General features: G+C 50.7%; 10 protein-coding genes. 5 read left to right on the forward strand and 5 right to left on the reverse strand.

Annotated elements, in window-relative coordinates:
* Positions 1–19 precede the first annotated feature (19 nt).
* A complete protein-coding gene (nagB, locus tag VRC33_RS06870; RefSeq protein ID WP_338562161.1) occupies positions 20–820 on the reverse strand; it encodes a glucosamine-6-phosphate deaminase in 801 nt (266 codons plus the stop codon).
* Between the two features lie 322 nt (positions 821–1,142).
* Here nagB and nagE point away from each other — a divergent pair, with 322 nt between their 5' ends.
* The 4 genes from nagE to VRC33_RS06890 all read left to right on the forward strand — a co-directional run bounded on the left by nagE (position 1,143) and on the right by VRC33_RS06890 (position 9,421).
* On the forward strand, positions 1,143–3,095 hold the full coding sequence (gene nagE, locus VRC33_RS06875; protein ID WP_338562163.1) for a PTS N-acetyl glucosamine transporter subunit IIABC: 1,953 nt from the start codon (positions 1,143–1,145) through the stop codon (positions 3,093–3,095).
* A 154-nt stretch (positions 3,096–3,249) separates the two neighbouring features.
* Positions 3,250–4,917, forward strand: a complete 1,668-nt coding sequence (glnS, locus tag VRC33_RS06880; RefSeq protein WP_338562165.1) for a glutamine--tRNA ligase — start codon at positions 3,250–3,252, stop codon at positions 4,915–4,917.
* 416 nt (positions 4,918–5,333) lie between these two features.
* The gene (locus VRC33_RS06885) at positions 5,334–6,737 is read left to right on the forward strand and encodes an OprD family outer membrane porin (RefSeq protein WP_338567570.1); all 1,404 of its coding nucleotides are present in this window, start codon (positions 5,334–5,336) and stop codon (positions 6,735–6,737) included.
* 32 nt (positions 6,738–6,769) lie between these two features.
* The gene (locus VRC33_RS06890; protein WP_338562167.1) at positions 6,770–9,421 is read left to right on the forward strand and encodes a beta-N-acetylhexosaminidase; all 2,652 of its coding nucleotides are present in this window, start codon (positions 6,770–6,772) and stop codon (positions 9,419–9,421) included.
* Between the two features lie 52 nt (positions 9,422–9,473).
* Here the strand turns inward: VRC33_RS06890 and fur are convergent, their stop codons facing one another.
* The 4 genes from fur to ybfF all read right to left on the reverse strand — a co-directional run bounded on the left by fur (position 9,474) and on the right by ybfF (position 12,156).
* Positions 9,474–9,917, reverse strand: coding sequence for a ferric iron uptake transcriptional regulator (gene fur, locus VRC33_RS06895; protein WP_338562169.1), 444 nt, complete (start codon positions 9,915–9,917; stop codon positions 9,474–9,476).
* A 353-nt stretch (positions 9,918–10,270) separates the two neighbouring features.
* Positions 10,271–10,801: a flavodoxin FldA gene (gene fldA, locus VRC33_RS06900; protein ID WP_338562171.1), complete on the reverse strand. Its 531-nt coding sequence runs from the start codon at positions 10,799–10,801 to the stop codon at positions 10,271–10,273.
* 162 nt (positions 10,802–10,963) lie between these two features.
* Positions 10,964–11,245, reverse strand: coding sequence for a LexA regulated protein (gene ybfE / locus VRC33_RS06905; RefSeq protein ID WP_338562173.1), 282 nt, complete (start codon positions 11,243–11,245; stop codon positions 10,964–10,966).
* A 146-nt stretch (positions 11,246–11,391) separates the two neighbouring features.
* The gene (gene ybfF / locus VRC33_RS06910) at positions 11,392–12,156 is read right to left on the reverse strand and encodes an esterase (RefSeq protein ID WP_338562175.1); all 765 of its coding nucleotides are present in this window, start codon (positions 12,154–12,156) and stop codon (positions 11,392–11,394) included.
* Positions 12,157–12,406: 250 nt separating this feature from the next.
* Here ybfF and seqA point away from each other — a divergent pair, with 250 nt between their 5' ends.
* Positions 12,407–12,949 (forward strand): replication initiation negative regulator SeqA, encoded by a 543-nt coding sequence (gene seqA, locus VRC33_RS06915; protein ID WP_338562177.1) that lies wholly within the window; start codon positions 12,407–12,409, stop codon positions 12,947–12,949.
* Positions 12,950–12,965 lie beyond the last annotated feature (16 nt).

Raw genomic sequence — 12,965 nt, forward strand, 5'->3', positions numbered from 1 at the left:
CGACTGTTACCCATATGGCTTACAGATTTTTCATGTTTTCCGCTTCCATTTCGCGGAAATACTTAACAGTTTTAACTTTCAGTTCCATGGTGGCGGGTTCATCACAAACCACCACGGATTTGGCATGCAGTTGAAGGCAGCTGATAGTCCACATATGGTTGACATTGCCTTCCACCGCCGCCTGAAGCGCCTGAGCTTTGATATGACCAATAACCAGAATCATCACCTCTTCCGCATCCAATAGTGTACCCACGCCGACCGTCAGGGCATATTTTGGAACCTGATCCACATCGCCATCAAAGAAGCGAGAGTTCGCTACGCGGGTATCGTGAGTCAGAGTTTTAATGCGGGTGCGTGAAGCCAGAGAGGAGGCTGGTTCGTTAAAAGCAATATGACCGTCATTGCCTACACCGCCCATAAACAGATTAATTTTACCGTAGGAGCGGATCTTTTCTTCATACTGGCGACATTCTGCGTCAATATCAGGTGCATTACCATTCAGAAGGTTGATATTTTCGGGTTGAATATCAACATGATCGAAAAAGTTGCGGTACATAAAGCTGTGGTAACTTTCCGGATGCTCTTTAGGCAGGCCGACATACTCATCCATGTTAAAGGTGACGACATGTTTAAAGCTGACCTGGCCTGCTTTATGCATATCGATTAAATGCTTGTAAGCTTCCAGTGGGGTGCCACCGGTCGGCAGACCGAGTACAAAAGGGCGATCTGCCGTGGGGTTAAAAGCATTGATGCGATTGACGATGTGGCGGGCGGCCCATTTTCCAACCTGGGTCGGGGTAGCCAGAGGAATCAGTCTCATATATCACCTCATATAAATGTTAAAAAAGAGTTCTACGGACAGGTCATCTAAAGCGTAACGCGTCCTGGCCGGTATCCACGAGGGATTAATCCGTATTGATAATTCGAATCATAAAATAAGTTTGAGGGGATAGCCAGATGCATGGTGACTGTTGTGTGTATTTAGGTGATAAAAGTCACAGATTTAACGCTTTTAATTTGCGAAGCGAATTAATTTCTTTTTACACTCCGTACCGTGGTTTAACTGTCATTAAGTAACCGACCAGCCGTGATAAAAACAGAAGACGGCTACTGGCGCTTAAACGCGTCTCATAGGGGGAATAGTGAATATATTAGGATTTTTTCAACGATTAGGCCGCTCTTTGCAGCTTCCAATCGCGGTCTTACCGGTTGCAGCGTTGATGTTACGCTTCGGCCAACCCGATTTACTGAACATGCCATTTATCGCGCAGGGCGGTGGGGCAATTTTCGATAACCTTGCGCTGATTTTTGCTATCGGTGTGGCATCAACCTGGTCTAAGGATAACGCCGGTGCTGCAGCGCTGGCCGGTGCAGTAGGTTATTTCATTCTGACTAAAGCAATGGTCACCATTAACCCGGCGATCAATATGGGTGTGCTGGCCGGGATCATCACCGGATTGATTGCTGGTGCCACTTACAACCGCTGGTCAGACATTAAACTGCCGGACTTCCTGAGCTTCTTTGGGGGCAGGCGTTTCGTTCCTATCGCCACAGGGTTTTTCTGTCTGGTCCTGGCGGCTATCTTAGGTTACGTCTGGCCACCGGTGCAGAACGCCATTCATGCTGGCGGTGAGTGGATCGTGTCTGAAGGCGCTTTCGGCGCGGGTGTCTTCGGCTTTGTGAACCGTCTTCTGATCCCAACCGGTCTGCATCAGGTGCTGAACACCATCGCCTGGTTCCAGATCGGCGAGTTTACCAATGCCGCAGGTGCTGTGTTCCACGGTGATATCAACCGTTTCTATGCCGGTGATGGTACAGCAGGCATGTTCATGTCGGGCTTCTTCCCTATCATGATGTTTGGTCTGCCGGGCGCTGCGCTGGCAATGTACCTGGCTGCACCTAAAGAACGTCGTCCGATGGTAGGTGGCATGCTGCTTTCCGTGGCGGTAACGGCTTTCCTGACCGGGGTTACCGAGCCGCTGGAATTCCTGTTCATGTTCCTGGCGCCGATGCTGTATCTGATCCATGCCGTGCTGACAGGAATAAGCCTCTATATAGCCACCTCACTTGGCATTCATGCGGGCTTCTCCTTCTCCGCCGGTGCGATTGACTATGCACTGATGTACAACCTCCCCGCAGCCAGCAAAAACGTCTGGGTACTGCTGGTGATGGGTCTGGTTGCTTTTGGTCTCTATTTCGTCGTGTTTACTGCGATGATCCGCATGCTGAATCTGAAAACCCCTGGCCGTGAAGACGTGTCGGAAGTGCCGGTAGAGAGTGAGGCAAACAGCAATACCGAGGAAGGACTGGCGCAGTTATCTCAGCAATATATTGTGGCCGTGGGCGGTTCTGACAATCTGAAAGTGATCGATGCCTGTATTACCCGTCTTCGCCTTTCAGTGAAAGATGCCAGCCTGGTCAATGATGCAGCCTGTAAACGCCTGGGTGCTTCAGGCGTGGTAAAACTCAATAAACAGACTGTTCAGGTGATTGTCGGAGCTAAGGCTGAATCCATTGCCGATGTGATGAAGAGAATCATCGCTAAAGGTCCGGTTGCTGCGCTGTCTGGAGAGACAACAACAGTCACTCCGCCGCGTGCAGCTGCTCCTCAGGCCGTGCCTGTGGCCGCCAGAGGGATCGTTGCCACCCTGGTTGCACCTGTCAGCGGTGAAGTGGTAGCCCTTGAAGCCGTTCCGGATGAAGCTTTTGCCAGTAAGGCCGTGGGTGATGGCCTGGCCATCAAGCCTACCAGCAGCACTGTGGTTTCACCGGCTGCGGGTACCCTGGTGAAAATCTTCAATACCAACCACGCTTTCTGCCTGGAGACAGAGAAAGGGGTTGAGATTGTGGTGCACATGGGGCTGGATACCGTGGCGCTGGGAGGTAAAGGCTTTACCCGTCTGATTGACGAAGGCGCGAAAGTCACTGCCGGGCAGCCTGTTCTTGAGATGGATCTGGCATACCTTAATGCCAATGCCCGCTCGATGATCAGCCCGGTGGTCGTCAGCAATATTGATGACTTCAACGGCATCACGCTGGTGGCAGGAGAAACCGTCGTGGCGGGTGAGAGCCGACTGTACGATATCAAAGGCTGACCTCTGTTTGGGTGTCAATAAAAGGGTGGGAAGTGATTCCCGCCCTTTTTTTATCGTATTCCCCCAACAAACGGTTGTTTCCCTTCACGGCTTTGTGGATCATACTCCGTTATTTCACGCACTACTTATGCTAAGCATTACTGAGGAAATTAAGATGAGTGAGGCTGAAGCCCGCCCAACTAACTTTATTCGTCAGATCATCGACGAAGATCTGGCGAACGGTAAGCATGCCAGCGTGCATACCCGCTTCCCGCCGGAACCGAATGGTTATCTGCACATTGGCCACGCCAAGTCTATCTGCCTTAATTTCGGCATTGCGCAAGACTATCAGGGCGAGTGCAACCTGCGTTTTGATGACACTAACCCGGTCAAAGAGGACCTGGAATTTGTCGAGTCTATCAAGCATGACGTGCAGTGGCTGGGCTTCGAGTGGAGCGGCAACGTTCGCTACTCATCTGACTATTTCGATCAACTGCATCATTACGCGGTTGAGCTGATCAACAAAGGCCTGGCTTACGTTGACGAGTTAAGCCCCGAGCAGATCCGTGAATATCGCGGCACCTTAACGGCACCGGGTAAAAACAGCCCTTACCGCGACCGTACAGTGGAAGAGAACCTCGCGCTGTTTGAAAAAATGCGTAACGGTGAATTTGCCGAAGGCACAGCCTGCCTGCGTGCAAAAATCGATATGGCTTCAAGCTTTATCGTGATGCGCGATCCGGTCCTCTACCGCATCAAGTTTGCCGAGCATCATCAGACAGGCAACAAGTGGTGCATCTATCCAATGTATGATTTCACCCACTGCATTTCCGATGCGCTGGAAGGGATCACTCATTCACTCTGTACGCTGGAGTTTCAGGATAACCGCCGCCTGTACGACTGGGTACTGGATAACATCACTATTCCGGTCCATCCGCGTCAGTACGAGTTTTCTCGCCTGAACCTGGAATACGCCATCATGTCCAAGCGTAAGCTGAACCTGCTGGTAACCGAGAAGGTTGTTGAAGGCTGGGACGACCCGCGCATGCTGACCGTGTCTGGTCTGCGTCGTCGTGGTTATACTGCTGGTTCCATCCGTGAATTCTGCCGCCGTATTGGGGTGACCAAGCAGGACAACATCGTTGAGATGGCGTCGCTGGAATCCTGTATCCGTGACGATCTGAATGAAAACGCGCCGCGTGCAATGGCGGTAATGGATCCCGTTAAGCTGGTAATTGAAAACCTGCCTGCGAACCACGATGAAACTATCATCATGCCAAACCATCCGAATAAACCGGAGATGGGAACGCGTGAAGTGCCTTTCAGCCGCGAAATTTATATCGATCGCGCTGACTTCCGCGAGGAAGCCAACAAGCACTACAAGCGCCTGGTATTGGGTAAAGAAGTGCGTCTGCGTAATGCTTACGTGATCAAAGCCGAGCGTGTGGCGAAGGATGAAGAGGGCAATATCACCTGCCTGTTCTGCACCTGCGACGTCGATACGCTGAGCAAAGATCCTGCTGATGGCCGTAAAGTGAAAGGCGTGATCCACTGGGTTTCTGCCGTTCATGCGTTACCTGCTGAATTCCGTCTTTATGACCGTCTGTTCAGCGTGGCAAACCCCGGTGCAGCGGAAGATTTCCTGACGACCATCAATCCGGAATCTCTGGTCATCCGTCAGGGCTTTGTGGAACCTGGTTTACAGAAAGCAGAAGCCAGCAGTCCTTATCAGTTTGAGCGTGAAGGCTACTTCTGTGCTGACACCCGCTATTCCAGCGCCAGCAGTCTCGTCTTTAACCGTACGGTTGGCCTGAGAGATACCTGGGCTAAAATTGGCGAGTAACCTTTTTCAGTAAAGCATTATAAACGCGGCCTTTGGGTCGCGTTTTTTTTTGAGTTTATCAAATTAATAAACTGCATATGTAGATGAAAAGTTAACCTCATTAATAATTTATTCCGAATATGCAGATGCCACAGAATTACGTTATTTCCTGGTGAGAAATATATTTAGTTATTATTGTTGCCGATAAGTGAACTAATGCAATAATTCCTCAGCAGGTCTCGATTAATCCATGAATACTCCTGGCGTAATACGCCATTTTTTGTGTTGGTCGTCATATTTCGCCAATAATTGCTGAAATAGATATTGATAATTCGCGTCGCGAAAAATATCATCTTTAATGAGCCAGGCTACAGGGGACTACTGTAAATAACTAATATTTATATCTGACTATGACTCTTATGGAAGAGGGGATTGTTATGTCTTTATTTACCTCGTTACGCTATCCGCTTACGGGCACACTCGCCTGTGTTACCGCCCTGTCAACGCTGTTCCTTGCGCCCACGGCGGGTGCAGCAGGCTTCACTGACGATGCCACGTTAACCGGTGGGATTTATTACTGGCAACGCCACCGTGAACGCAAAGATCTTAATCCTGACAGCGATAAATACAATCAGTATCAACAAAATCTTCATCACGCCACATTTAATGCAAACCTTGATTTCTCGTCAGGTTATTTAGCCGATTTTATTGGTCTTGATCTGGCGGTAATGGGCGCGCTGGAAATGTCCAACAGCGGGCCTGCTGCCCCTGATGAAATTGGGTTCAGCGATGCGAAAAATCGCTGGGATGAAAAGTGGACCGGAGATAAAAATGGCGCGAGTATTTATAAAGCCGCCGTGAAATTCAAGGTAAACGATTACTGGCTGAGGGTGGGTTATTTACAGCCTCAGGGACAAACATTGCTCGCGCCTCACTGGAGTTTTTTACCGGGTACCTATCGTGGGGCAGAAGCAGGGCTGAAATATGATTTTGCTGATGCTGGCGCCTTGTCACTCTCCTGGATGTGGAGCGATGTTTATAAGGCTCCCTGGTATCAGAATACTTATCACTTCCGTAAAGCCGACGGCCAGACCGATATTAGCTGGCTGCATTCTGTTGGCATGAAATACGATTTTAAAAATGATCTGATACTGGAGGCAGCGTTTGGTCAGGCTGCCAGTTACATGGATCAGTATTTTACCAAAGTCTCTTATGGCTTCCCGATCGCAGCGAACAAACTCCAGACCAGCTGGCAGTTTTACGGGGCCAAAGACAAAGAGTCGGGTGGCGCGGCAAACATCAATGATGTCTACGACGGGTTAGCCTGGCTACAGGCAGTCACGCTGGGTTATACCGCCGGGCCGTTCGATTTACGGCTGGAAGGGACCTGGGTGAAAGCCGACGGGAATCAGGGCTTTTTTTTACAGCGCATGACGCCGGGTTATGCCACTTCCAATGGCCGGCTTGATGTGTGGTGGGATTCCCGATCTGATTTCAATGCTAATGGCGAAAAAGCGCTGTTCGCCGGGATCCTCTATGACCTTAAAAACTGGAACCTGCCGGGATGGGCGATAGGGACTTCTTACGCTTATGGCTGGGATGCCCGTCCTGCTAACCATTCAGCCTGGGACCAGAACCGCCGCCTTAAAGAGTCAGCCTGGAACATGGACCTGCTTTACACGGTGCAGCAGGGGATAGCCAAAGGCACCTCTTTCAAACTCCATTACACCCGCTTTGATAACCACAGCGACCTGCCGAGCTACAGCGGTGGTTACGGCAATATCTTCCAGGATGAAAAAGACGTGAAGTTTATCGTGATTGCCCCTTTCACTCTCTTCTGAGCAAGCACAGGACTAAAGGATAAGGAAAAAGGATGAACAAGTTCAAAGCCACTCTTATTACGATCGCGTTGGCCTCAGCTTTGGATAGCGGGGCAGCGCTTGCCGATCAGCAGGTAGTTGATCAGGTCAGTCAGTTTGGTGTGAAGTATCGGGTGACCGATAACCAGGCGGCACAGAACGGGGTAGATTGTGCCGCACTGGGCGCTGACTGGGCCTCCTGCAACCGTGCAACTATTACTTTAACCAACCCAGGTCCGGCCTTTAACAGCAAAGACTGGGCTATTTATATGTCAAACGTTCATGCCACTCTGAAAGTCGACAGCGAACAGTTTCGAATCGTACATATCGTCGGGGATCTCACCCGCCTCGAACCCACTGAAAAATTCCAGGGCATCGCGGCAGGTGAATCAATTGATATCCCCATCATCAACGAATACTGGCAGCTGTTTATTACTGATGTGATGCCGCGCTGGTATGTGACCTCCGGCGAAGCCACGCCAAAGATTATTGTCAGTACGGATACTGAGGATCTCACCACCTTTGTCGAACCTTTCGGTAAACAGTGGAAACGGACGGCGGACGATCAAAATGTGCTGATGAATGCCGACAGCCGTTTCGATAAGAACAGCGATATTACCCGGCTCAATTCCTCTGCACTGCGTGGGCAAATACTCCCTACCCCCATGAAAGTTGAAGTCTTTGCCGATGATGTGGATCTCTCTGGCGGGGTGGTTCTGAAGCTGGACAGCTTGTCGGCTGGCAAAGCTAAAGCCGTTCAGCAACGTTTTGCCCAACTCGGCTTAAAAGAACAACCGGCGGGTTATGAAATCTCCACCCGCATAGAAAAGGCACAGGCGGAAAGTCTTGCTGTTGCGGGGGGATACACGCTGACAATCAGCAAAGAAAGAGCGGAAATCACAGGGTATGACCAGAGCGGGGTATTTTACGGCTTGCAGTCCATACTCTCACTGATCCCGGCTGATGGAAGCCTGCAAATCGCTACCTTGAAAGCGACTGATGCCCCGCGTTTCCCGTATCGCGGCGTCTATCTTGACGTTGCACGCAACTTTCACAGCAAAGAGGCGGTGATCCGCATGCTGGATCAGCTGGCTGGCTGGAAAATCAACGTGTTCCATTTTCATCTCAGCGATGATGAAGCCTGGCGTATTGAAATTCCAGGCCTGCCTGAATTAACTGACGTGGGATCTAAACGTTGCCATGACCTCAGTGAAAAGCGTTGCCTGCTGCCGCAACTTGGATCGGGCCCGCAGAGCGATAACAATGGTAGCGGCCACTTCAGCCGCCAGGATTATATCGACATCGTGAAATATGCAGATGCGCGCGGCATTCAGGTTATTCCCGAAATCGATATGCCTGCCCATGCCCGGGCTGCCGTGGTCTCAATGGAGGCACGCTACGATCGCCTGATGAAAGCAGGTCAAACCCAGCAAGCCACGGCCTACAGGCTTGTCGATCCCACCGATAACTCAAACACCACTTCGGTTCAGCTCTACAATCGCACCAGCTATCTGAATCCCTGCCTGACCTCTTCATTACGCTTTACCGATAAAATCATCAGTGAGATTCAGGCTATGCACCAGGCGGCCGGGCAGCCGCTTCAGACCTGGCATTTCGGCGGAGATGAAGCGAAAAATATCCGATTTGGCGCGGGTTACTCTGACATCAAAAAACCGGTTGCCGGCACCGGGTTGCTGGACATGAGCAAGGAAGATCAGCCGTGGGCGAAATCCCAGGTTTGTCAGAAGATGATTAAAGAGGGGAAAGTGGCCGATCTTGGCCACCTGCCGAGCTATTTTGCGGTGAAAGTCAGTCAGCAGGTTAACGCGCATGGCATCGGCAAGATGCAGGCATGGCAGGATGGGCTGAAAGATGCCAGGGATGCTAACGCTTTTGCCACCGAAAAGGTTGCGGTGAACTTCTGGGATACCCTCTATTGGGGAGGATTTGACTCGGCCAATGACTGGGCAAACAAAGGCTACGAAGTGATTGTTTCAAATCCTGATTATCTCTATATGGACTTCCCGTATGAGGTTAATCCTCTTGAGCGTGGCTATTACTGGGGCACCCGCTTCAGTGATGAACGTAAAGTTTTCGGCTTCGCACCGGATAACCTGCCGCAAAATGCCGAGACCTCGGTCGATCGCGATGGCAAAAATTTCAGTGCAAAATCGGACAAAGCCTGGCCTGGAGCCACCGGGCTTTCCGCTCAGTTGTGGAGCGAAACGGTTCGTACCGACCAGCAGATGGAATATATGATTTTCCCTCGCGTCCTTTCCGTTGCGGAACGAGCCTGGCATCGGGCTGACTGGGAGCAGGATTACAAAGCAGGGAAAGAGTATATCGGTGGTAAAACTCACTTTGTGGATCAGGACGCTCAGCGCCAGGACTGGCAGCGATTTGCCAATCTGCTGGGCCAGCGTGAACTGGCGAAGCTGGACAAGGCTGGCATAGCTTATCGCTTACCTTTACCGGGCGGTAAAATCGTCAAGGGTAAGTTACAGGTCAATACGGCATTACCGGGCCTGGCTGTGCAGTACAGTCTGGATGAAGGGAAAACCTGGCAGCTTTATGAGGCCGGGCATCAGCCACAGGTGGAAGGCAAAGTGTGGTTGCGCACGGTGAATAAAGCCGGCGAACGCTTCAGCAGGGTAGAGAAGCTTTAAGAAGGGCAAAAAAAAACCGGTGAAGTTCACCGGTTTTTACTGTTAGTGCAGATTACTTGTCGTGCAGGGTATCGTCTTCGCGGCAATCGCCAGTGGTACAGTGACCGTAAAGGTACAGACTGTGGTTACTGAGCTTAATACCGTGACGCGTAGCGATGTCACGCTGGCGAGTTTCGATAGATTCATCGCTGAACTCGATCACTTTACCGCAGTCCAGGCAAATGAGGTGATCGTGGTGATGCTGCTGAGTCAGTTCAAAAACGGACTTGCCGCCTTCAAAATTATGACGGGTAACGATCCCCGCATCATCAAACTGGTTCAGAACGCGGTAAACCGTCGCCAGACCAATTTCTTCGCCCATATCTATCAGGCGCTTGTACAAGTCTTCCGCACTGACATGATGGCCCTCAGGTTCCTGAAGCACTTCCAGAATTTTCAGTCGGGGAAGCGTGACTTTCAGGCCGGCCTTCTTTAATGCGGTGTTATTGTCAGTCATGCGGATATTGTCCTGTTACTTTGCTAGTCACTGTGTGGCTGAAAAGCCATGAACATCGGTCGACGCGAAAAGCTAAACGTCTCATTATAGATCTGATACTTCGAAATGAATACTACCGGCGATGCGTCACTGTTGAGGGAGGTAATGATGAAAGTCGTTACGTCCGGAAGAGCAAGCGCTGGGTGAACATTTCGCTCTGTCATCGCCAGCAGGGCGAAGACATTGAGAAAGCGGGGTGACCGATGGCGATATTCTACAGTTTTGCAGATGAAAGTTACAAAAATGTGCCTATTACTTCTATAGGAAAAATCACTGGCCTGATGTGAGATATGTCCCACAACAGGCCGCACTCCTTAAGCTTCAATGATTTCTTGCAGCTGGAGCTCATCAAAAATTTGTTTGACCCACTTTTCGGTACGTTCGCTGGTCAGTTCTGGCTGGCGATCTTCATCAATGGCCAGGCCAAGGAAATGGGTATCATCCGCCAGCCCTTTAGAGGCTTCGAAATGATAACCTTCTGTTGGCCAGTGACCCACGATAACCGCACCCTTAGGCTCGATGATGTCGCGGATGGTGCCCATCGCGTCGCAGAAGTATTCTGCGTAATCTTCCTGATCGCCACAGCCAAACAGGGCTACCAGTTTGCCATTGAAATCAATTTCTTCCAGCGTCGGGAAGAAATCATCCCAGTCGCACTGGGCCTCACCATAATACCAGGTTGGGATACCGAGCAGCAGAATATCAAAGGCTTCAAGGTCTTCTTTGCTGCTTTTAGCGATATCCTGAACTTCAGCAACCTCTTTACCGAGCTGCTTCTGGATCATTTTTGCAATGTTTTCTGTATTGCCCGTATCGCTGCCAAAGAAAATGCCTACGATTGCCATGACTTACTAACCTCTTGAATCTCAATGATGGGGTAAAGGCTGCTCACTACAGATACCGGCAATGATAGCAGACAGCTCCAGGGGGATAAATGAGTAATCCGCCCGCTTTTGTCGCTTTGTGCTTCACCGGCAGATGCCGGACAGCCGGTAAGCTGATGCTGTTTAGCGCTTCTGGTCGGCCAGCTGCGCCATAACCATTTCTTCTATTAACTCACTGCGGCTCATATTACGCTGCTCAGCGAGTTCATTCAGGGCATCCACTGCGTCGCTGTTCATTTTCAGCTCAACGCGTTTCAGTCCCCGCACTTTATCGCGCTTGAGCTGGTTACGTTTGTTGATACGCAACTGCTCATCACGCGTAAGCGGATTAGTTTTAGGTCGTCCCGGGCGACGGTCATCTGCGAACAGATCGATCGTGGTGCGGTCCGTGTTTTCTTTTGCCATAGAATCGTGATACTGAAAGGCTGGAGTTCGATGGTTCAGGCCTGATGTCGGCTGAAATTCGTGCTGCGACAAATTTAAAGCGCGCCATCATACCCCAGTGAAAGTCATGACGACAACGTTTTAGCCATCTCAGGAAACATTTGTTTTTACAGCGCAAAAAAACGTCGAATTGCGCGCAAAACAGCATCAGGTTTTTCAGCATGAACCCAGTGACCGGCACCGGTTACCACATGGGCACGGGCCTGAGGGAACTGGGCAAGCAGCGCGTCACGGTACTCATCGGCGAGATAAGGAGAAAGTTCGCCACGGATAAATAATATGGGTTGTGACCCTGCGGGTAACGGCTGCCAGCCAATAATCCGGTTGTAGCATTCCCAGAGTACCGGCACGTTGAATCGCCATTCTCCCTGATGGAAAGATTTTAGCAGAAACTGAATAACGCCTTCTTCTTCCAGCGTCTCACGCATCAGGGCCGCTGCATCGCTACGCACAGTTATACCGGCATCGGTTACTGCTTTCAGAGCGGCAAAAATGGCGTCGTGTCGACGCTCCGGGTAGGCGACAGGGGCGATATCTATCACCACTACCTGCTCAATGCGTTCAGGTGCCAGTGAAGTTAACGCCATCGCCACTTTCCCGCCCATCGAATGGCCAATCACTGAAAAACGATCTATCCCCTCGTTATCCAGGGTTTCAAGGACATCCTCTGCCATAGCCTGATAATCCATCCTCTCATTACGCGGGGATAAGCCATGATTACGAAGATCCATCTGCACCAGACGACAGTCGTCTTTTAAGCCTCTTGCCAGCCCGGAGAGATTATCCAGGTTGCCAAACAGGCCATGCAGTAAAACCACGGGCGTGTCAGAGGTAACAGATTGTTCAGATTGCAAGCGGGCATTCAATTTCATAACAAAGTTCTTACTGTTGAAACCAGGGGTTAGGGTATCATAGATTTACTTTTTCCTGCTTCGACGGCCAGTGAAGTCCCGCAAAACTTTTTGCGGCATAGTCTGACTTTTGCTGGTATCAGGGGCTGGCGCTACTCCCCGGCAGGATTTAACTTTATAATCCTCGTGTTAGAGCTGGATTATCCGGCACGCGTCCTCAACAGGTTCCGTGCAGTCCGGCTCTTATCAGCAATAATTGTATTGGATCAAGATGAAAACTATTGAAGTCGACGAAGAGCTATACCGCTATATCGCCAGCCACACTCAGCATATTGGTGAAAGCGCCTCTGACATTTTACGCCGTATGCTTAAATTTACTGCTGGTCAGAGTGCACCTGCAGTTGCAGTAGCAGCCGGGAGCGTTTCGAAAGAAGCCGCACCGGTAAAGGCTGAATCCCGCCCGCAGGATCGCGTTCGCGCTGTTCGCGAGCTGATGTTGTCTGACGAATACGCCGAGCAGAAAAAAGCGGTGAATCGTTTTATGCTGATTTTGTCGACTTTATACAATCAGGATCCCAAGGCATTTGCCGCCGCGACCGACTCCTTGCTTGGCCGCACGCGCGTCTACTTTGCAGGCAATCAGCAGACCCTGATACAGAATGGCACCCATACCAAGCCACAACATATTCCCGGCACACCGTATTGGGTGATCACCAACACCAACACAGATCGCAAACGAAGCATGGTCGAACACATCATGCTGTCAATGCAGTTCCCTCAGGAGCTGGCTGACAAGGTTTGCGGTACCCTCTAACTGATAAAGAAGCGTC

The organism is Erwinia sp. E_sp_B01_1 (assembly GCF_036865545.1).
In the GTDB taxonomy this organism is placed as follows: Bacteria; Pseudomonadota; Gammaproteobacteria; order Enterobacterales; family Enterobacteriaceae; genus Erwinia.